At 46.9% G+C, this 20354-nt stretch carries 19 protein-coding genes and 1 pseudogene; 10 read left to right on the forward strand and 10 right to left on the reverse strand.

Going from position 1 to position 20354, the window contains the following annotated elements; all coding sequences use genetic code 11:
- Both BACCOP_RS19935 and BACCOP_RS12125 read right to left on the reverse strand, forming a co-directional pair.
- Positions 1-136 (reverse strand): annotated as a pseudogene (locus BACCOP_RS19935) (DNA-binding protein); the annotation flags it as partial.
- 654 nt (positions 137-790) lie between these two features.
- A complete protein-coding gene (locus BACCOP_RS12125; protein ID WP_007558537.1) occupies positions 791-1075 on the reverse strand; it encodes a hypothetical protein in 285 nt (94 codons plus the stop codon).
- A 210-nt stretch (positions 1076-1285) separates the two neighbouring features.
- Between BACCOP_RS12125 and BACCOP_RS12130 the strand changes: the two genes are divergently transcribed.
- From BACCOP_RS12130 to BACCOP_RS12160, 7 genes are all read left to right on the forward strand, one after another.
- Positions 1286-1801, forward strand: coding sequence for an RNA polymerase sigma-70 factor (locus tag BACCOP_RS12130; protein WP_007558540.1), 516 nt, complete (start codon positions 1286-1288; stop codon positions 1799-1801).
- A 71-nt stretch (positions 1802-1872) separates the two neighbouring features.
- The gene (locus tag BACCOP_RS12135) at positions 1873-2748 is read left to right on the forward strand and encodes a FecR family protein (protein WP_007569486.1); all 876 of its coding nucleotides are present in this window, start codon (positions 1873-1875) and stop codon (positions 2746-2748) included.
- Positions 2748-5237, forward strand: a complete 2490-nt coding sequence (locus tag BACCOP_RS12140) for a TonB-dependent receptor (RefSeq protein WP_007569487.1) — start codon at positions 2748-2750, stop codon at positions 5235-5237. The genes BACCOP_RS12135 and BACCOP_RS12140 overlap by 1 nt, the downstream gene beginning before the upstream one ends.
- A gap of 4 nt (positions 5238-5241) precedes the next feature.
- Complete coding sequence (locus BACCOP_RS12145) at positions 5242-6222, forward strand: DUF4249 domain-containing protein (RefSeq protein WP_007569488.1); 981 nt, start codon at positions 5242-5244, stop codon at positions 6220-6222.
- A 15-nt stretch (positions 6223-6237) separates the two neighbouring features.
- Positions 6238-6864: a hypothetical protein gene (locus tag BACCOP_RS12150; RefSeq protein WP_007558550.1), complete on the forward strand. Its 627-nt coding sequence runs from the start codon at positions 6238-6240 to the stop codon at positions 6862-6864.
- Between the two features lie 26 nt (positions 6865-6890).
- Positions 6891-7733, forward strand: coding sequence for a DUF4848 domain-containing protein (locus BACCOP_RS12155; protein ID WP_007558552.1), 843 nt, complete (start codon positions 6891-6893; stop codon positions 7731-7733).
- An 89-nt stretch (positions 7734-7822) separates the two neighbouring features.
- Complete coding sequence (locus BACCOP_RS12160; RefSeq protein WP_007558554.1) at positions 7823-8590, forward strand: hypothetical protein; 768 nt, start codon at positions 7823-7825, stop codon at positions 8588-8590.
- A gap of 53 nt (positions 8591-8643) precedes the next feature.
- Here the strand turns inward: BACCOP_RS12160 and BACCOP_RS12165 are convergent, their stop codons facing one another.
- The 8 genes from BACCOP_RS12165 to BACCOP_RS12205 form a co-directional block, all read right to left on the reverse strand.
- Positions 8644-10110, reverse strand: coding sequence for a coiled-coil domain-containing protein (locus tag BACCOP_RS12165; protein WP_171028056.1), 1467 nt, complete (start codon positions 10108-10110; stop codon positions 8644-8646).
- A 277-nt stretch (positions 10111-10387) separates the two neighbouring features.
- The gene (locus BACCOP_RS12170; protein ID WP_040312054.1) at positions 10388-11500 is read right to left on the reverse strand and encodes a DUF6371 domain-containing protein; all 1113 of its coding nucleotides are present in this window, start codon (positions 11498-11500) and stop codon (positions 10388-10390) included.
- A 181-nt stretch (positions 11501-11681) separates the two neighbouring features.
- Positions 11682-12830: an AAA family ATPase gene (locus BACCOP_RS12180; RefSeq protein WP_007558561.1), complete on the reverse strand. Its 1149-nt coding sequence runs from the start codon at positions 12828-12830 to the stop codon at positions 11682-11684.
- Positions 12831-12835: 5 nt separating this feature from the next.
- On the reverse strand, positions 12836-13210 hold the full coding sequence (locus BACCOP_RS12185; protein WP_040312055.1) for a helix-turn-helix domain-containing protein: 375 nt from the start codon (positions 13208-13210) through the stop codon (positions 12836-12838).
- 209 nt (positions 13211-13419) lie between these two features.
- Positions 13420-14250, reverse strand: a complete 831-nt coding sequence (locus tag BACCOP_RS12190) for a hypothetical protein (RefSeq protein ID WP_007557693.1) — start codon at positions 14248-14250, stop codon at positions 13420-13422.
- Positions 14251-14478: 228 nt separating this feature from the next.
- Positions 14479-15597, reverse strand: coding sequence for a tyrosine-type recombinase/integrase (locus BACCOP_RS12195; RefSeq protein WP_007557695.1), 1119 nt, complete (start codon positions 15595-15597; stop codon positions 14479-14481).
- A gap of 131 nt (positions 15598-15728) precedes the next feature.
- Positions 15729-16670, reverse strand: a complete 942-nt coding sequence (locus BACCOP_RS12200) for a helix-turn-helix domain-containing protein (protein WP_007557696.1) — start codon at positions 16668-16670, stop codon at positions 15729-15731.
- A gap of 651 nt (positions 16671-17321) precedes the next feature.
- Positions 17322-17606, reverse strand: a complete 285-nt coding sequence (locus tag BACCOP_RS12205; protein WP_007558537.1) for a hypothetical protein — start codon at positions 17604-17606, stop codon at positions 17322-17324.
- Positions 17607-17816: 210 nt separating this feature from the next.
- Between BACCOP_RS12205 and BACCOP_RS12210 the strand changes: the two genes are divergently transcribed.
- From BACCOP_RS12210 to BACCOP_RS12220, 3 genes are all read left to right on the forward strand, one after another.
- A complete protein-coding gene (locus tag BACCOP_RS12210) occupies positions 17817-18332 on the forward strand; it encodes an RNA polymerase sigma-70 factor (RefSeq protein WP_007558540.1) in 516 nt (171 codons plus the stop codon).
- A gap of 71 nt (positions 18333-18403) precedes the next feature.
- Entirely contained in the window at positions 18404-19207 is an 804-nt protein-coding gene (locus BACCOP_RS12215; protein ID WP_007558542.1) for a FecR family protein, read from the forward strand.
- Positions 19204-20354: carboxypeptidase-like regulatory domain-containing protein (locus tag BACCOP_RS12220; protein ID WP_007569494.1), on the forward strand; the 1151-nt coding region annotated here is incomplete at its 3' end. The genes BACCOP_RS12215 and BACCOP_RS12220, both read left to right, overlap by 4 nt.

Here is a 20354-nt window from a genome sequence, read left to right on the forward strand (position 1 = left end):
AGCTTTGAGAGGTGTTCTTCTGTTCCGTTCTAGCTCGTTTGGCTTCCGCCTGACAAGCCTCGCTGCAATATTTCTGTACCCCGCTCCGGGTTACAAATGACTTGCTGCAAAAATTGCATTTTCTGGTTGTTTTCATGCTGCTTTTATCGTTTACTGGTTCATTCCTTCAATCGTATATCTCTGAAATGGTGAACGGATGTAAACGGAGGTCAACCGTTGTCGCCTTTCTGCACAATGTTACTATTGCTGCATATCAGGGCGGTTGTTGTCGCTCATCGTAAACGGTTGTAAACCCTTGTCAACTGTCCGCACGATGTGGCAAAAAACAAGCTCCGCAAATTCTCCACGTCAGAAATACGTCTCAAAAATATGTGGAAATTTGGGAAGCATCAAAAAGCAGCCGAAAAGTGTTAATTTTTAGAATATTCTGATAGATAAAGACTTACGCTTGAATATTTCTGGTTATTTTTGGTTGTTTTGAGATTCTAAATACATAAGGATAAGTATTTACAACTAATTATTCCTCAATATTTTATAAGCAATAAGTCAGGAATATGGTCGTTGTCTTTAATTGTACATTCTAAAGGATGAAGATTTAACATTTTTATTATTTCTTAGCTTATTTGACTTATTATCACCTGTTCGTACAGTCAGAGTACTTCTTCCGAAAGTTGTTCGGGCTCCTCGTCCGTCACCTTATGTTGGTTGACGCCGGGAAAGTAGTGACGCGCGTAAATCATCTGTTGCCGGATGTTGCTGGTCGTCACGTACCGCCCAACATTCTATTAATTTATGAGCGTGCTCTAGCGGGTGATAATAAGTCGGTGAGTTGTCCCATCAAGCCGAAGAGGAACCGGAAATTATTATTTACCAGTTCGTGGTCACCTTCGATGAAGCAGTCCTTGATAAGCGTTCTCATAGCCGATACCTCGTCTTTCTTGGATACGGGCATGAACTTGGAGAACTGCGAAAAAGTTGGTTCTGCCATGAGGGCTACATACATCTCCTTTTTACCGCAAAAGGTTTTCCGAACTCCACCATCAAATAAACCTTGCGCAACTTCTTTTTCTTCCATAAACGTATTTTTTATTTTCCGATAGATATAGGACGGAAAAAAAGAAAGAATGTGGAAAAACGGAAAGGAAAGTGCGGAAACCCCGTGATGTTTTCCACCATGTGTATATGGGAAAGGGGTACGTTATATTTCTTTAACAATATGAAATAGTGAATTTTGCCTTATTTTGTGTCCTTTTATGTAGACACACAGAATAATAAGCCTATTTGTATGAATAAATTTACAATAGACATAGACGAAACATTTAAATACCATTATCGTTCGTTATGCTTGTACGTGCTGCACTATGTCCATGATACGGATATTGCAGAAGACATCGTACAAGATAGTTTTTCTGCCTTGTGGGAGAAATTAAGTATCAGTGGAGCCGAGATAGAAAATGTCAAAGCCTACCTTTATACGACTGCCCGCAACCGCAGCCTGGACTATCTGAAGAAGGAGGAGATTTATGATCCGAATCTTTCCCCTTCTGATTTTGAAGATACGTTGAGCGATGAGGAAGCGGAGGAACGTTCGGTCAGGGAAGCGCGGATGTGGACTGCCATTGATGCCTTGCCCGAACGCTGCCGGGAGATATTCCTGCTGAACAAACGCGACGGCATGAAATACAGGGAGATAGCCGCCAAGTTCCAGATTTCCGTAAATACGGTGGATAACCACATCAGCAAGGCGCTCCGACTGATACGGGAAGGGACACAGAAAGTTTACGCATTCTTATTTAACTAATATTCACAAATTCCGCATAGTGAATTTGTCTGTAATCCCAGTCATTAATACGAAAACCAAAATAAAAGAGTATGAGAACCACGGATGAAAAATGCCTTCATTTTGTCTTGCGCCACTATCAGAAGAACAAGTTGGATACGCAAAAAGCATTGAAGGCTTTCAAAGAGAAATACCAGATAACGGAACAGGAACGGAAATCCTTCCGCTTGTGGTGGATACTTCCCGGTATGGCGGCAGCCATTCTGGTCGCAGTCCTTATTTATCCCCGCTTCCGGGAAAACGGAGCATGGAAGGAGGTAACGGCTTACTCGCACCCCGTGGATTATATGCTTCCGGACAGTTCCTCCATAACCCTGTTCCCGCATTCTTCCGTCCGTTTCCACGCAAAAGATTACCGGAAATCCAGCCGCAAAGTTCACATGGAAGGAAAAGTCGCGTTTTCTGTCAAGCATGACAATGCCCACCCGTTTACGGTAGAAGGGAAACTGTCCCAAGTCAGGGTATTGGGTACTGTCTTTACCGTCGATGAGAGCCGTGCAGACACAGCTATCGTGCAAGTCACATCGGGAAAGGTGCAGTTCTCAGCAATCGGGCAACCGGACGTTGTGATACTGACCGGAGGCATGGCAGCGCAAGTGACGGAAGAACAACCGGACGTACAGGTAATCAAAGAACGGAAAGCGGGCAGCTTTATTTTCGACAACGCCCCACTTCCAAAGGTACTTGAGGAATTGTCCCGATATTATAAAGTCAAACTATCCGCAAGCAATGAGAATAAACGCCTGACGGCCAGCTTCAAGAACAAAAGCCTTGATGAAATAATCAGGTTTATAGAGAAAGTGTTGAATGTAAAGATAGAAAAAAGTAAAACAATGAAGTTAACAATCATTGCGATTATATTGTGTGTCTCTCTGGGTGCTAAAAGCCCAACAGGATTCAACCGATAATGAAAAAAGCCATAGATGCCATGCAAAAAATGTATTCTGTTCATTTCGTATACAATTCTTCCTTGGCAAATATAAAGCCCAAAGGTATCTTCCAGCGGAGCAGTTCCTTGCCTGAGAACCTAAAAAGGATTTTCAGCGGAACCGGCATCCGATGGGAGATTCAGGGAGAATATGTCCTGCTGTTCCGCCAGAACAACTATACTTTTTCCGGCCACATATGCGAGGATAAGGGAGAAACGCTGATCAACGTGACCATTTTCGATTTGAATACCCAAACGGGAACACTGAGTAACGAACAGGGATTTTTCAGCATTACGCTGCCGGAGGGGAAACACAAACTTCGTTTCTCTTATATAGGTTATCAGGATGTGGTGAAGGAGGTGGATTTGACATCCAATTACAACGGTGTCATCTACCTGAAAGAAAGCAATACTTCGCTGAAAGAAGTAGTAGTGGTTGCAGACTTGAACGCTTCCCTCCGCACGACACAGACCGGCAAAGTGTCGCTGACCTCGGAACAGTTGAATACGGAGTTTTCGCTGCTTAGTTCACCGGACTTGGTAAAGACCCTCCAGAATATTCCCGGTGTGGCTTCCGGAACGGAGCTGCTTTCCGGCATGTATGTACACGGAGGCAAGAACGATGAGAACCTTTTTCTGCTGGACGGAACACCGCTTTACCAGATCAACCATTTGGGCGGGCTGTTCTCCGCTTTCAATACGGATATTATCAAAAACGTGGATTTCTATAAAAGCGGTTTCCCGGCACGTTACGGCGGCAGACTTTCTTCCGTAGTGGATGTACGCACCAAAGAGGGGAACATGAAGGAGTTTCACGGGACTTTCTCCTTGGGGCTGCTCGATGGCAGAGTCCAGTTTGAAGGCCCGATCATAAAAGACAAGACCTCGTTCAACATAGCCATGCGAAGAAGTTGGGCAGATCTTTTCACAGCTCCGGCATTCTTCCTGCTCAACCGTTCCAATCCCGATGACAAAAAGAACGTGCGCTATGCCTTTCACGACATCAACGGGAAAATCACCCACCGTTTTTCGGACAATAATAAACTGTCCCTTAGCGTGTATTCCGGAAATGACCTGCTGAAGACAAAAGCCCGGCAGACGTTCGAAGACGGGGAACATTACGACTCCGATTTCAAGGCTCAATGGGGCAACCTGACTACGGCTTTGACGTGGAACTGTCAAATCGTCCCGAAGTTGTCCGGCAGTTTCACCGGTGTCTATTCACGCAATATCTCCATGTATGATTATGTGGAAGGCAGCCGTTTCTTTTCCGACGGGGAACAAACTTCCATGACGGGAATGGAACGGTCCAACCGTTCCACAATCGACGACATGGGATACCGCATGGAGTTCGACTACCGTCCCGGCACGAATCATCATATACGCTTTGGCAGCAATTATCTGCATCACATATATCATCCGCAAAGCACGGCTTCCAGAAACCAGACGGACAGGGATACCTTATCGACAGAAAACGCAAGCAGCTATAAGGGTAACGAGGTCGCTTTTTATGTGGAAGATGAAATGCGGCTGTCCTCCAGGACGAAATTAAACGCGGGACTGCATTACACCCTTTATCAGACAGACGGAAAGATGTACCATTCCTTGGAGCCAAGACTGGCCATGAGTTACCAATGCTCGGAAAAAGCCACGATGAAAGTGTCCTATACGGAAATGAGCCAATTTGCGCACCAACTGTCAAACACCTATCTGAACCTGCCGACAGACAGTTGGGTTCCTTCCACACGCAAAGTTCGTCCCATGCGTTCAAGGCAAGTGGCAGCCGGGATATATACGGAGTTGCCTTGGCATATCAGTTTGAACGTGGAAGGATATTACCGTACCACAAGCCAACTGCTGGAATACGACGGAGGCAACAGCCTGATGCTTCCTGCCGAGAACTGGGACAATCTGGTCAAGACCGGCAAGGGAAAGTCTTACGGCGTAGAATTGTCATTGGCATACAAAGACCGTTACAATGTCATCGAAGCAGGATATACGCTTTCATGGAGCTTGCAAAAGTTTACTGATTTTTATCCCGGCTGGTATTCCAGCAAGTTCGACAACCGGCATAAACTGAACATCGCCTACCGGCATAAGTTCAATGACCGTATAGATGCCTACGCCGCATGGGTTTACCGTAGCGGCGACCGTGCCACCGTCCCGAACCAGTATGTAAACGGGCCCTCTTTTCCGGGCATACCGGATTCAGGCGAACCGGAACTGGTTTACGAGAAACCGAACAACATCACGCTCCCGGCATATCATCGGCTCGATTTGGGTGTCAATTTCCGGCGTACTACCAAAAGGGGATTCGAGCGTATCTGGAACGTCAGCATTTATAACGCCTATTGCCGTATGAATGCGTTTTATACCCGGATAGAGCGTCTGCCCGACGGCGGTTTCAGGGGTAAGGGATTTGGCATTTTCCCGATTATACCCTCGTTTAGTTATACCCTCAAATTTTAAGTGCATGAAACATTTATATCATATATTACTGCCCGTGTATATCGGCTTACTTTCGTCCTGTACCTATCATTTTGAACTGGACGATGTGGGCGCTTCTCCCAAACTGGTGCTATACAGCTATCCGGGAAGCGGCGACACAACGGTAGTCCACCTTTCACGCAGCCTTCCCGTCAGTCAGAAAGGCGAGCTCGTCCGGGGACTGAAGGGAGCGGACGTCCACCTGTCCGTAAACGGTGAAGCGGTACCCCTTGCATGGACGGACGATTCCATACCGGGAGTCCCCGCCCAAAGCTATTACGCGGTAAAGGCGTATGAAGATGGCGACAAGGTCAACATAACCGCAGCGGCAGAAAGAATGAAAGCGGTTTCATCCGCTACGGTTGTCCCGTCCCGATTCCCTTTGACATCAATCAAATTGGCTCTCAAAGACGGTGAACCGAACCTGCTTCAGTTTCGGATAGGCTTTACAGACAATGCGCAGACAAAAGACTATTATGCGTTGAAGGTGGAGCGTAAACAACTGTTCTGGAACGATGGCAAGTATTCGGAAGAAAGCAGTACCCTCGCGTTGAACTTGGACGACGAACCTCTGCTGAATACATCTTCCGGGTTAGACGATATCCTGATGATTGAAAACGGGTTCTACCGGAATTTGTATTACTGGGACGATACGAAAATTAAAGGGAAAAGCTACACGGTTCGTCTGAATACCAATTACGAGGCAGACTATGAAGACGACTTCATAACCCCTGACGGAACCGAACATATCAAACGCCAAGTGAAATACAGAATCAGCCTGTACAGCCTTTCGGAAGAGTTTTACAGGTATCTGAAATCACTGAACGACCAGAAAAACAACGGGCTTGGAAACTCTGAACTGGCTCCCATACGCTCTACTTACACCAATGTCATAAACGGGATAGGTGTCGTGGGAGGATGCAGGATGTTCCAGACGAAATGGATAGACAATTTACAGGAAAACTAAATAATAATAAAAAAAATGAAAAAGACAATTTTATCAATGCTTTTCTTGCTGGCAGGAATAGGATGCTTTGCACAAAAATCCGGCATTATCATCGGTGTGACGGACGGACATTTGGGAAAATATTCGGGATATGCTTACATGAGTACGGGAACGGCGAACAACTCTTCCTACCCCGAAACCCGATGGACACCCGGAGTAGGCTTTAATTTGGGCTACCAGTTTGGCTTCGATCTTTCCAACCGTTTCTGGATTGATGCTTCCATATTGGGAAAAGCCGTTCAGGGAAAAGCAGAGTCCTTCGATTTGAATGGAAACAACGTTGTTCCCTGGTCTGACAAGGCATGGATATGGGGACTTGCTTTGAACGGCTCAATCAATTACCGCATCTGTTCCGGACTGTATGCCGGTATTGGCATTGAACCCACCGGTTATTTCAAAACCGATAAATTGAAGGAAAACTTGGAAGGGCGGGTTTTCGACTTTCCGATAGTCCTCACCTTAGGCTATGAGTTTAAGAACGGCATGAAATTGTCCGCTTCCTACAAGCATGGTTTCAAGCCATTGTATGACAATGCTTTTGCCTCCAATACAAAGAATAACAAAGAGTTCGGCATATCATTATATGTGCCCATGTTTAAATAATAACCAATTATTAAATTTTTTCAATTATGAGAAAAACGCTTTTTAGTCTTGCTTTGGCAATGGCTGTCTTATCATCATGTAGTTCTGATGACATAGTGAACAATCCGATGAATGAGGAGAACCATTCTTTCCCGGCCTCCAGAAGTTTGCATGAAAATATTCTTTCCTTTTCCAGTGAGGAGGAATACAATGCCTTGCTCGATTCCTTGGGCACGTTGTCCGATGAGGAACTTCTGCAATGGGAATCCGGACAGAAAGGCTTCACCTCCATGTACAGGATGCACAGCGAAGCCTTGGGACAGATATTAAACGCCACATGCAAGGAAGAATATGAATCCATTAAGACTGCTTACCAGACTGATTTTATATTCAACGACAAGGACAGCACCGATTTGTCGATATATATGCCGGTGTTGAATGTAAGCAAGGCAATCACATTGACCCCCGAAGGGTTCGTATGTATCGCCGGTGAGAGAAAGAACATGAAGGAGTTTGAAAATTATGACGGATATAAAAAAGAACTTTCTTTACTTTATCCTGTCCCGCTGGGTGTAACGATCGAAAATGGTATAAACAGGGTTTACGTGAAAACGAAGAAAAGAAAGTTCACCGCACAGATTGGTATGCGAGGAAACCAACAGGCTATCCGTGTAAATGCGTCTAAAAAAGTTTTATGGGGCTGGGTGGAATATACGACTGCGTACTATTGGAAATACACGCCTAACGGCCCTGTACAATTTGGTAAAGAAGTGAAAAGCGGTCATGACATTATGATCGTGGGCAATCCTTTCCCAAATGGAGCGAAATTGTATATGTGGACTCGCGGTACCGGTGAAGAAAACTGCGGAATAATGACTGTGCAATTGTAATCCTTATTGAACCGGATTATTCACCAATCATTCGGGACGAATCTCTGATATAGCCAAATGTTCGTCCCGAATATTAAAATTATCATTTTATGAGCAGGAAAGTATTTACTTGTTTTATAGTGATTTTCTTTTTTCTAAATAAAGCCGCTTCTTACGGTCAGGAATTTCAAGTGTCGCGTGACACCGTCAAGGTTTCCGTTCAGGAAGGAAATACTTCGCCTCATAACGAAAGAAGCATTACCCCAAAGCCTTTGGATATACGGAAAGCGGTTGATCTTTCTTCCGGCAGTTGCCCGTCCCAGATAACATTTGACGTGCAGAACCCATATAATCCGACATTCCCTACCGACAAATCGCCTTTGCATGAGGGGGAATATTCGACCTCCGGTATCATTAAAAGCTATCCTTCCGGCTATTTTTACGGCATAGGCAGGCAGGAAAACTTCATCGGCTTGGGAACAATGAACTATGCAGGTATCGGATATGTATATTCTCCCGGTTGCTGGTCATTTAACTTGCAGGCATATACCGTAAAATGGAGTGTCCCCAGACGCGAGAGTCAGCTATTGGGATTGTCCGGGCTGTTGACATATCCCGTCAACGAGAAAATTCGTCTAAACACATTTGCCTCATACTCCTTCATTCTTTCTTCTCCTTTCAGTTCCTCGAATTACGGGGGATTCGTTTCCTATGACATCATTCCCAACTGGGGGATGGATTTCGGCGTCAGAAGCCATACCGATTTTCCGTTGCATAAAACGAAAACGCTTCCGATAGTAGCTCCGTATTTTCAGTATAAAGGCAACAAATTGGGTATTGATATCGGTGGCGGATTATTTAATTTGCTATTCAAATAACCTGCACTGATTTCTATCGTTACTCCTGAAGCGAGGATTATAAGATAAAGGTATTATCTTTTCATCGAAAAACCTCTTTTCTGCTGCTGGTCATAATTCCCTTCCACCACATTGTCAACTTCCCGTCTGGCTTTGATTTGCTCCCGGTTGTCAAATTCACCCTTTTGCCTGGCAGTGAAGTACAGGAAATCCCCTGCCGCCTGATGTGATTGTCTGTCATCCCCGAACAGGTTAAGGGCGTTCTTGATGTCATATACCTGTTCCGTGTCAAAACGGGACTTGTAATAATCACGGGCAAAACGGATGATACTGTGTACCGCCTTGCGGAAGATGTCGCTTGTTTTTAGCAGCAGGAAACTGAGGCAGCCGATAATATGGCTTTGCCATGCAATCCGGTTCTTGAGTCTCGTAGTTTCCTGTACATGTTCCGTTTCCTTGCGGTTCAGTTCGGACCGGTGTTTGGCCTCCAGTTGCATCAGCTCACGGCTGTGGTCGTTCTGTATGGTCTGGATTTTATCCTGCAACCGTTCGATGGTTTCCTCGTGCGTGGAAATCTCACAGCGCAAATCCTCTATTTCATTTTTCAGGGCTTTCGATTTCCCGGTAGCCCAGCCGACAGCGGCGTTCAGAAGTTCACTTCCTTTTTCCTTGTTCAGTCTGGAGCGTTTCTCGCTGATAGCCCTGTCAAGGTCTTCACTCTGCCGTTCCTTTTCATTTGCCTTTTCGATAAGGGCGTTGGTAATGCTTTCCGTTTCATGCATCTTTTTGTTCGCCATTTCCAGCTCATGTTCCCGGTATTGCCTCGTGGCATCAAGCCGCTTCATTTCCTCCTTCTGCTTCCCAATGATAAAGTCGTTACGTTCCTGATGTTCCTTGCCTGTAACAGCCTTTGACTGCCCACGCTCCATCAGGAGTATGTCGGATGCCAGATTCTGCATTTCTGTCATATCCTTGTCATTGAGCTTGCAGCTCTTGCCTGTGTCATGGTTCATCCAGTCAAAAACGATATGGGCATGGTAATTCGGCTTGAACCATCTTTCGCCGACTTTGAAACTCTCCCTGTCTTCCGCTTCCGGCTGACCGTTCAGCCAGTGTCCCTCGTCCTTGTGCAGGAAGATCTGGAGAGGAGTGATGCCCCAGCGTCTCTGGCACTCCTCGCCAAACTTGCACACATCTGCCAGTGTCGTGTCCGGTCTGATGAGCAACACGCCCTCACGGATTGGCGAGCATCCAGCCACCTTGGTGATTTTCCCGTTCTTGCCTTTTCGTTCACGTTCCTTCTCCTGCATCGCACGTCCTGTCTTTTCCTTGACCATCCGCTTGATGTAGTCATAGTGCGCCTGCAGGTCGGGATTGCCGAAGCCCGGGTTTATCCACTGCTCGTTACCGGCAGTCAATTCGGGTACGATGTAGATTTGAGACTTGCCGATATTGCGCATATATTCGGCAGTTCTCCGGTTATGAGCCCCACTTGATGTGACTCTGCAGGGCTTGATATGTATGCTTGATTTTGTTGCCATTTTTATGTTGATTTGGTTATTAACTAAAGTTGTTTGCCGCTGTTCGCTCATAACCGCTATGGGGTTCTTAGAGGCTGTGCCCATAAGGGAGATTGCAAAGAGAGGGTCACTCTTTGCTCGGGGTTCTCAGGGGTGAAACGCCCTGAGTGGGACGGGGCAACGCCCAGCCCCTCGGGAGAGCCCACAACTACGAAAGCGGAGCGTGTAGTTATAGTGGGCTATATCAAGGGCAAGCCCTTGTCTGTCCGCTACAGCCTACGGCTTCCGCTCTCCTCCATTAAGGAGGGTTTTCATCGCCACTGCCGATTGGGGATGTACTGACCAGTACAAGGTCGAAATCATCTATCAGCTTTTGCAGGACGGGGTTCTTCTCTATCATCCGCCGGAGGACTTTTTCCGCCTCTACAAGATGATTGGCTGTACACATTATTTTACTTTCTCGTATCTGGAAGACAATCCAGTCGGCTATGTCGATATGGGCTGCCTTCTGTTCCGGTGTGGCGTTCTTCTCTATGATGTCAGACACGACAACCTTGCAATAGGTCATGTCCCTGGCATGCTGTTTCCACTCCGAATATCCGTCCGCATCGGGAAAGAGAAGCACGGTTCGTCCGCTCAGCACACGGAGCTTTTCCTCTCTCAACTGGCTTTTGCCGCCTGTCGCCAGCCATACATAACCGGGAAAGAGGGCAGAGCCGATAACGGCACTCTTTTCGGATTCCACCAAGACCGCTACCTTGTCGGGATAGACATTCAGCAGGTGTTCCCCGAACAGGCATTGGGAAAGTTGCCAATCCTCCGGCAGTACCCGTTGCCTTTTCAGTATGCTGTGTATCCAGTCCACTGCCGACACCTCTCCTCCCTTGATACGGTGTCCGTCCTCTGGATTGTACTGCATCACCTTGCCCGTGCGTACCCTGTTTGTGCGGTCTATCTGCCAGAAGATGACAGCCCCGTCACGGGTTGCTCCAAGACGGTACTCTTCCAGCAACCGCTTCAACACTTCCTTTGCCTTGCTGCCGTAATAGGAATCAAGGAGCGAGGAAATGAAGCGGAAGAAGTTGCTGTGCACGCTTTGCGACCTCTCCACATACTTTGGCGGTATGTAGCCTATGCTTGCTTTTGGTGATGTCTGTCCGGGCTTCCGTTCTGACCTTTGCCTGTCAAAAGAGAACCCCTTGTCGGTATGGCATTCGGGGTGGTCGTGGAAATACTCCTTGGGAGTATAATGATACCCGCAACTGCTCTCATGATTGCACCTGCCGACAGACGGATGCAGGAGCATACCGCTTTCATCCACATAACATGTGAAAGAACGCTTGTCCCCGCAATTCGGGCAAGTATGCCGTGTTGCCGTTCCTTTATATTTCTGTAACGAATAGTTGCTCATGGCTTGTCTTTGTTTTTGAGTTTTTCGATTGTTGTCCCGCTGTCCCATTGTCCCGTCCCTATAAGACTTGGGACAGTGGGACACCCCGGGACACCTTGGGACATCAGGCTTCTGCCTGTATCATCCCTTGTACCGTAAATGAAGCGGTTATCCTTTATACAGCTATGTGCAGACTGCTTTTTCATGCCTTATTCTCCTCTTTCCCATATCCTGTAAACAACTCTGCCTGCTTTGTTTCTCTTACTGTCCCGCTTGTCCCATGCTGTCCCACCTGTCCCATTGTCCCACTTCCTGTCTGTTGGGACAGCGGGACACTTGGGACGGCTGCATTCCTGTCCTCCTTGCTGCGCTGGATTATCCGGCTGACGGTGGACTTGCCGCAGTTCACCTGTGAGGCTATCTCCCTGACGGACTTGCCGGACTGGGACAATTGCAGGATTTGGCAATCCCTCTGGCTGGATTCGTTGTCACCCAGTTTCTTCAGGTGTTCCTTTTCCGTTGAATAACCCCTGAACACGAATTGCAGGAAAGCGTCCACCTTCTCAATCTCGTAGATGATTACATTGTCCGCATCGTGGGAGAATGTCCCGTACCGGACTTTGAGCTGCTTCACATAGCGAAGCCCTCCGTCCTGCGCACTCTTCCCGATGGCGAACACGCTGTCAAAGAAATTGTAGAGCCGTTTGCTTCCGGCAAGGTCGTTGGAAGTGATGGGACAGTCCAAAGAGCGTTTGGGTGTATGTGCCAGAACAAGGACGGACAATCCGTATCTCTTTTTGAGGTTGTTGAGCTGTATCATCAGCCGTCCTGCCGCATCGCCTTTCTCCATGGCGCAGCACAGGTAGGTAAGATTGTCAACGATGAAGATTTTGCACCCGGTTTGCAGAGCCATCTGTTCTATGCCTCCCATGATGGCTTCCTCGAAATCGGCTTCCAGCAACGAATTGCAGTCAAGCGATACCCGGTACAGCCTTTCAGGAAAGATGTATGGCGTTCCATGCTCGCTGGTATAGCGTAGCTGGAACTGTTTTTCGGAGAGTTCAAAGTCCAGATACAGCACATCGTCAGTCCGGGCGATACGGTCGGCTATCTGCACGGCAAGGATGGACTTGCCCACATTGGAATCCGCAAAGAGGCAGGACAGTTCCCCCTCATACCAGAAACTGTCCCAGAGCGCACGGGGCGTGGGCAGCAGCGATGCTTCGAGTATCGTACGGTTGGCGGTCTTGATACTCATCACGCCGATGCTGTCCGGCATCCCGTGCTGTACTTGGGTCGCCCTCGTCAGGTCGCCATGTATCAGACTGATATAATTCTTGTCCTCTTCCATGACGTTTACCAATTACGCGGAGCGGGCTTGCGGCGGTGGGAAGAATATAAGGATTCGCTCAGTTCCTCATCGGACAGGGGTACGGGATTCTTCCGGGAGGATTCCAGCCATTTGTCCAGTTCGTCCCTGTAAAGGCAATATCGTTTGCCGGGCTTGGTGGCGGGAATGCTTCCCTCCGACAGCTTCATGTAGAGCGTGCCTTTGGGAATGCCCAGATATTCCGCCGCCTCTTCCACTGACATGGGGACATGGGTGTCCACCGCCCTTGCGTTGTTCACACTGCGCTGCTCAGTAAGCAGGCTTCTAAGGCTCATCACCTCGTCCCGAAGCTGAGCCACAATCTCCGGGAGGTCGTTGAATGTAATCACTGTTTTTTCCATTTGCGTACTCGCCTCTTTTGTAAGGCTTGGCGCAAAGGACTGGAATGATACAGCCGTGAATATCTCCACGAAAGGTCATTGCAAAATAATTCCCGAATAACGATGCCCAACCGCAAATGACGGGTAAAGTTATTCGGGAATTATTGTATAACAGAGGATTATGAGTTTTGGCTGTTTGTCGTTATTATCGTGATTACTCTAAAACAGGCTTAAATCCGCTTCTCCTGCACATAATCCGCAGGATAATGGAAATCCAGTCTGCCGTTTTCAGGCTCGTCAATGGGAATCAGTGTCTTTAACGGCTCTACCTTGAAGTTCTTGATGGTAGCTATGTCCGTATCGGCAAACTCCCGTGGGAAAAGGGTGCTGATGAAGCGGGCACGGTTATCCCCCGTGTAGTATTTCTTGTACATGAAACGCTCGGAGATATTCCACACGAAATGGCGGAGCGGAATGTTTGAAATATCTTTGGTCAGCCGCCCTTTTATCGGCTTGGGCTTGTAACTGTGGAGCCGCATCCAGTTGTTGACCTCGGCACAGATGTGGTTCACGGTCTCCTTGTCAGCAATACGGGGCATGATGAAATGGATGTATTCCATGACCATAGCGATGCGCTCCTCATTTTCCCGCTGCTCCCTGTCCTCGTAATCGGCACGGTTCTTCTCGTGAAGCTCCGGGGATATGGCAATCTCTGTCGGTTTTATATCCGGGGTCGCTTCTCCACCTGTTGGCATTGATGCCGATATTACAGGCTTGTGTGCATCTTGGGACTGGTCTTCCTGAATTTCTGTGATTTCGGCAGGTGTCTTTTTCCTGCCGAACTTGATTCTGTAGATTTCGTATGTATCGAAAATGACTGTCTGGAAGGAGAAGTAGAGCAGCCACCCCAACAGGTTGCTGCACACAAAGACTATCAGCCTTACAAAGGTATCTTGGTTGAATTTCTCAGCGACAATCAGTGTCGCTATGGAAGATATTAGGAGGATGGCAAAGCCGACAAATCCTAAAATGATATGTTTGTCTTTTACGGACGGTTCCATATTCTTTGTCTTATTCGGTTGTTACTTGTTACTGTTTTCGCAAATTTAATAGTCTTCTTTCAATTATTACTCATTATCCTTTGTCAGTGGTTTCTTTTTCAATGTTTTTCACCAAATGTCCGGAATCATACTCAATTATCATACTTTAAGTACCAACCAAAATAAAAGGAACGGTTAAAGCTCCAAACAATAACCGCTCCCTCTGAATATCATGGATTTTGAACCGCCTTACGCTTCCTTGCGTTTCAGGGTTATCTTGTCCACGACCTCGCACATCTGCTGTGCCGCCATCTTGGAATAAATCTGCGTGGTGGTAATGTTCTTGTGTCCCAGATAGGCTTGGATGACAGCCATGTCCGTACCCATTTCCACGTGCAGGCTTCCGAATGAATGCCGGGTGCAGTGAAAGGTTATCTTCTTGGTTATGCCTGCCGCCAAGAGCCAGCGTTTGAGTGGTCCTTGCAGCATCTTGTCCTTGAAACCGTCAAAGATAAGTCCCTCGTGCCGTTCCCCAAGCAGTCCGTAGGCTTCATCGCTGATGGGGTTGTGTACAATCTGTTTGGTCTTCTGCATACGGGTGGTCACGAACATCTTGCCGTTGGTGTACGGCTGTATCTGCTGCCAAGTGAGCTGCCTGATGTCGCTCTTTCTTAGTCCGGTCAGACAACCGAAAAGGAACGCCCTTTTCAATACCTCTTCCTCACAAGGCGTTTCGGCAAGCCGTATCAGTTCCTCTTGGCTCAGATGTTCCCTCATGGTGGGAATGCACTCGATGCGGTCTAAGAATCCGTTTGGGTTCTCCTTTATCTTCCTGTCCCGGTAGGCGGTGTGAAGTACCGCACGGAAAGCCGACCAGTAGCCCGCCGCAGAATTGATATGCAGCTTTTGGCTGGTGTGTATGGATTGTGGGGCGTTAAGCAGATATTCCATGAACTTGCGGCACAAATCCACGTCCACCTCCTCAAAGGTGCATTTGCCGTTCACGAACCGCTCGAAATGTTTATAGACGTGCTGCCACTTGATATTCTTCCTGTCTGCCAACCCCTTGAAGTAGGCGAGGAAATCGCCTTTCATCTTGGCTTTGTCAAAGAAGCCGTTGTTCTCGTTGAAGATGGCTTCATAACGCCTATTACGCAGTATCTCCGCTTTTTTCATCATGCGTGCGTTGAAATCACGCTCCTGCTGGTTGGCAGGTTTGGCGAAGATGTAAATTCCAAGAGCTTCACGTGTAATCACCTTCATGGTGGTGTTGTCACGGTAGCCGGGATAATAGTCCAGACACAGCGAATACTGTGTTCCGTTCTTAATCTTGCGCTTGCGCAAGGTAACTGTCTTGCATTTGCTCATATTGATGATGTTTTAAGTTGTACATTTTCGGGGGTGTTCCCGTGTTTACGGTGGCAAAGGAACAACGTGAAACAACCGTGAATACCTCCACGACAATCATTTTGAAATAATTTTCCGGCAATGTCGGTTGCTCACGGTTGTTTCTCCCTTTCAGCCATGACACGCTCCACATCGGAGCGTAAAAGCAGGTTTTTCACGCCTACTTTTATCTTTTCGATGTGCTTCACCTTGACGATATGGCTGATGTTGGCGGAGGAAAGCCCGTAAATCTGCCGGACTTGCTCCACGGTGTAGTAGCGTTCATCGTTCACGAGGTCTGTCCTGCGGAGTTCGTCCAGATGGGATTTGGAGTAATAGGTGCGCCCGTATTCTCTTTTGGTCGGTATCTTGTGGCGGTAGGCGTATGCCCGGAGTGCGGAGGGTTTCATGCCGAACAGTTCTTCCGCTTCTTCAATCAGGAGCCAATCGGTGATATTGCTTGTATCTATAGCCATACCGAAGAACTCGTCAACGTGTTTCTTGCTGTAATAGTTTTTCCCTGCGATGCGGCAGATGGGAATGCGGTTGCGCTTGGCTGTGGTATAGAGCCACGACTGCCTGACCTTGAAGAGCGACATCACCTCCTCGCCAGAATAGAAGTCCAGCACTTCATAGGTTTCCTTTTCCCTTTTTTCTTTTTTGGCAAGCGGGGAAGATGAAGCGGACTTTCTCGGAGTGGAAGTACTGCCGGGCAGGACACGGTGGTAGGGATTGCCCTCCAGCATCCGCTCGATGTCTGTCTTGCGGATAAACGCCATGCGGTTGCTGATACGTGAGGCTTTCAGTTTGCCGAGGGCTACGAGTTTATAGATGTACTGTCGGGAACAGCCCATGAGTACTGCTGCTTTGGAAAAGGTGAGATACTCCTGATGCTGTATCTCCATCAAGGGGCGGACAGCTTTGAAGAGGTTGTTCTTCTGTTCCGTTCTAGCTCGTTTGGCTTCCGCCTGACAAGCCTCGCTGCAATATTTCTGTACCCCGCTCCGGGTTACAAATGACTTGCTGCAAAAATTGCATTTTCTGGTTGTTTTCATGCTGCTTTTATCGTTTACTGGTTCATTCCTTCAATCGTATATCTCTGAAATGGTGAACGGATGTAAACGGAGGTCAACCGTTGTCGCCTTTCTGCACAATGTTACTATTGCTGCATATCAGGGCGGTTGTTGTCGCTCATCGTAAACGGTTGTAAACCCTTGTCAACTGTCCGCACGATGTGGCAAAAAACAAGCTCCGCAAATTCTCCACGTCAGAAATACGTCTCAAAAATATGTGGAAATTTGGGAAGCATCAAAAAGCAGCCGAAAAGTGTTAATTTTTAGAATATTCTGATAGATAAAGACTTACGCTTGAATATTTCTGGTTATTTTTGGTTGTTTTGAGATTCTAAATACATAAGGAGTATTTACAACTAATTATTCCTCAATATTTTATAAGCAATAAGTCAGGAATATGGTCGTTGTCTTTAATTGTACATTCTAAAGGATGAAGATTTAACATTTTTATTATTTCTTAGCTTATTTGACTTATTATCACCTGTTCGTACAGTCAGAGTACTTCTTCCGAAAGTTGTTCGGGCTCCTCGTCCGTCACCTTATGTTGGTTGACGCCGGGAAAGTAGTGACGCGCGTAAATCATCTGTTGCCGGATGTTGCTGGTCGTCACGTACCGCCCAACATTCTATTAATTTATGAGCGTGCTCTAGCGGGTGATAATAAGTCGGTGAGTTGTCCCATCAAGCCGAAGAGGAACCGGAAATTATTATTTACCAGTTCGTGGTCACCTTCGATGAAGCAGTCCTTGATAAGCGTTCTCATAGCCGATACCTCGTCTTTCTTGGATACGGGCATGAACTTGGAGAACTGCGAAAAAGTTGGTTCTGCCATGAGGGCTACATACATCTCCTTTTTACCGCAAAAGGTTTTCCGAACTCCACCATCAAATAAACCTTGCGCAACTTCTTTTTCTTCCATAAACGTATTTTTTATTTTCCGATAGATATAGGACGGAAAAAAAGAAAGAATGTGGAAAAACGGAAAGGAAAGTGCGGAAACCCCGTGATGTTTTCCACCATGTGTATATGGGAAAGGGGTACGTTATATTTCTTTAACAATATGAAATAGTGAATTTTGCCTTATTTTGTGTCCTTTTATGTAGACACACAGAATAATAAGCCTATTTGTATGAATAAATTTACAATAGACATAGACGAAACATTTAAATACCATTATCGTTCGTTATGCTTGTACGTGCTGCACTATGTCCATGATACGGATATTGCAGAAGACATCGTACAAGATAGTTTTTCTGCCTTGTGGGAGAAATTAAGTATCAGTGGAGCCGAGATAGAAAATGTCAAAGCCTACCTTTATACGACTGCCCGCAACCGCAGCCTGGACTATCTGAAGAAGGAGGAGATTTATGATCCGAATCTTTCCCCTTCTGATTTTGAAGATACGTTGAGCGATGAGGAAGCGGAGGAACGTTCGGTCAGGGAAGCGCGGATGTGGACTGCCATTGATGCCTTGCCCGAACGCTGCCGGGAGATATTCCTGCTGAACAAACGCGACGGCATGAAATACAGGGAGATAGCCGCCAAGTTCCAGATTTCCGTAAATACGGTGGATAACCACATCAGCAAGGCGCTCCGACTGATACGGGAAGGGACACAGAAAGTTTACGCATTCTTATTTAACTAATATTCACAAATTCCGCATAGTGAATTTGTCTGTAATCCCAGTCATTAATACGAAAACCAAAATAAAAGAGTATGAGAACCACGGATGAAAAATGCCTTCATTTTGTCTTGCGCCACTATCAGAAGAACAAGTTGGATACGCAAAAAGCATTGAAGGCTTTCAAAGAGAAATACCAGATAACGGAACAGGAACGGAAATCCTTCCGCTTGTGGTGGATACTTCCCGGTATGGCGGCAGCCATTCTGGTCGCAGTCCTTATTTATCCCCGCTTCCGGGAAAACGGAGCATGGAAGGAGGTAACGGCTTACTCGCACCCCGTGGATTATATGCTTCCGGACAGTTCCTCCATAACCCTGTTCCCGCATTCTTCCGTCCGTTTCCACGCAAAAGATTACCGGAAATCCAGCCGCAAAGTTCACATGGAAGGAAAAGTCGCGTTTTCTGTCAAGCATGACAATGCCCACCCGTTTACGGTAGAAGGGAAACTGTCCCAAGTCAGGGTATTGGGTACTGTCTTTACCGTCGATGAGAGCCGTGCAGACACAGCTATCGTGCAAGTCACATCGGGAAAGGTGCAGTTCTCAGCAATCGGGCAACCGGACGTTGTGATACTGACCGGAGGCATGGCAGCGCAAGTGACGGAAGAACAACCGGACGTACAGGTAATCAAAGAACGGAAAGCGGGCAGCTTTATTTTCGACAACGCCCCACTTCCAAAGGTACTTGAGGAATTGTCCCGATATTATAAAGTCAAACTATCCGCAAGCAATGAGAATAAACGCCTGACGGCCAGCTTCAAGAACAAAAGCCTTGATGAAATAATCAGGTTTATAGAGAAAGTGTTGAATGTAAAGATAGAAAAAGTAAAACAATGAAGTTAACAATCATTGCGATTATATTGTGTGTCTCTCTGGGTGCTAAAGCCCAACAGGATTCAACCGAAATGAAAAAAGCCATAGATGCCATGCAAAAAATGTATTCTGTTCATTTCGTATACGATTCTTCCTTGGCAAATATAAAGCCCAAAGGTATCTTCCAGCGGAGCAGTTCCTTGCCTGAGAACCTAAAAAGGATTTTCAGCGGAACCGGCATCCGATGGGAGATTCAGGGAGAATATGTCCTGCTGTTCCGCCAGAACAACTATACTTTTTCCGGCCACATATGCGAGGATAAGGGAGAAACGCTGATCAACGTGACCATTTTCGATTTGAATACCCAAACGGGAACACTGAGTAACGAACAGGGATTTTTCAGCATTACGCTGCCGGAGGGGAAACACAAACTTCGTTTCTCTTATATAGGTTATCAGGATGTGGTGAAGGAGGTGGATTTGACATCCAATTACAACGGTGTCATCTACCTGAAAGAAAGCAATACTTCGCTGAAAGAAGTAGTAGTGGTTGCAGACTTGAACGCTTCCCTCCGCACGACACAGACCGGCAAAGTGTCGCTGACCTCGGAACAGTTGAATACGGAGTTTTCGCTGCTTAGTTCACCGGACTTGGTAAAGACCCTCCAGAATATTCCCGGTGTGGCTTCCGGAACGGAGCTGCTTTCCGGCATGTATGTACACGGAGGCAAGAACGATGAGAACCTTTTTCTGCTGGACGGAACACCGCTTTACCAGATCAACCATTTGGGCGGGCTGTTCTCCGCTTTCAATACGGATATTATCAAAAACGTGGATTTCTATAAAAGCGGTTTCCCGGCACGTTACGGCGGCAGACTTTCTTCCGTAGTGGATGTACGCACCAAAGAGGGGAACATGAAGGAGTTTCACGGGACTTTCTCCTTGGGGCTGCTCGATGGCAGAGTCCAGTTTGAAGGCCCGATCATAAAAGACAAGACCTCGTTCAACATAGCCATGCGAAGAAGTTGGGCAGATCTTTTCACAGCTCCGGCATTCTTCCTGCTCAACCGTTCCAATCCCGATGACAAAAAGAACGTGCGCTATGCCTTTCACGACATCAACGGGAAAATCACCCACCGTTTTTCGGACAATAATAAACTGTCCCTTAGCGT

Origin of the sequence: Phocaeicola coprocola DSM 17136 (genome assembly GCF_000154845.1) — a bacterium.
GTDB lineage: Bacteria > Bacteroidota > Bacteroidia > Bacteroidales > Bacteroidaceae > Phocaeicola > Phocaeicola coprocola.

Bases quoted from the DNA above. Each gene is read 5' to 3' on its own strand.
- BACCOP_RS12180 (WP_007558561.1), bottom strand. From the start codon at position 12,830: ATGGAAGAGGACAAGAATTATATCAGTCTGATACATGGCGACCTGACG.
- BACCOP_RS12195 (WP_007557695.1), bottom strand. From the start codon at position 15,597: ATGAGCAAATGCAAGACAGTTACCTTGCGCAAGCGCAAGATTAAGAAC.
- BACCOP_RS12160 (WP_007558554.1), top strand. From the start codon at position 7,823: ATGAGCAGGAAAGTATTTACTTGTTTTATAGTGATTTTCTTTTTTCTA.
- BACCOP_RS12190 (WP_007557693.1), bottom strand. From the start codon at position 14,250: ATGGAACCGTCCGTAAAAGACAAACATATCATTTTAGGATTTGTCGGC.
- BACCOP_RS12145 (WP_007569488.1), top strand. From the start codon at position 5,242: ATGAAACATTTATATCATATATTACTGCCCGTGTATATCGGCTTACTT.
- BACCOP_RS12200 (WP_007557696.1), bottom strand. From the start codon at position 16,670: ATGAAAACAACCAGAAAATGCAATTTTTGCAGCAAGTCATTTGTAACC.
- BACCOP_RS12155 (WP_007558552.1), top strand. From the start codon at position 6,891: ATGAGAAAAACGCTTTTTAGTCTTGCTTTGGCAATGGCTGTCTTATCA.
- BACCOP_RS12130 (WP_007558540.1), top strand. From the start codon at position 1,286: ATGAATAAATTTACAATAGACATAGACGAAACATTTAAATACCATTAT.
- BACCOP_RS12215 (WP_007558542.1), top strand. From the start codon at position 18,404: ATGAGAACCACGGATGAAAAATGCCTTCATTTTGTCTTGCGCCACTAT.
- BACCOP_RS12125 (WP_007558537.1), bottom strand. From the start codon at position 1,075: ATGGAAGAAAAAGAAGTTGCGCAAGGTTTATTTGATGGTGGAGTTCGG.
- BACCOP_RS12210 (WP_007558540.1), top strand. From the start codon at position 17,817: ATGAATAAATTTACAATAGACATAGACGAAACATTTAAATACCATTAT.
- BACCOP_RS12170 (WP_040312054.1), bottom strand. From the start codon at position 11,500: ATGAGCAACTATTCGTTACAGAAATATAAAGGAACGGCAACACGGCAT.
- BACCOP_RS12205 (WP_007558537.1), bottom strand. From the start codon at position 17,606: ATGGAAGAAAAAGAAGTTGCGCAAGGTTTATTTGATGGTGGAGTTCGG.
- BACCOP_RS12165 (WP_171028056.1), bottom strand. From the start codon at position 10,110: ATGGCAACAAAATCAAGCATACATATCAAGCCCTGCAGAGTCACATCA.
- BACCOP_RS12150 (WP_007558550.1), top strand. From the start codon at position 6,238: ATGAAAAAGACAATTTTATCAATGCTTTTCTTGCTGGCAGGAATAGGA.
- BACCOP_RS12185 (WP_040312055.1), bottom strand. From the start codon at position 13,210: ATGGAAAAAACAGTGATTACATTCAACGACCTCCCGGAGATTGTGGCT.
- BACCOP_RS12135 (WP_007569486.1), top strand. From the start codon at position 1,873: ATGAGAACCACGGATGAAAAATGCCTTCATTTTGTCTTGCGCCACTAT.
- BACCOP_RS12140 (WP_007569487.1), top strand. From the start codon at position 2,748: ATGAAAAAAGCCATAGATGCCATGCAAAAAATGTATTCTGTTCATTTC.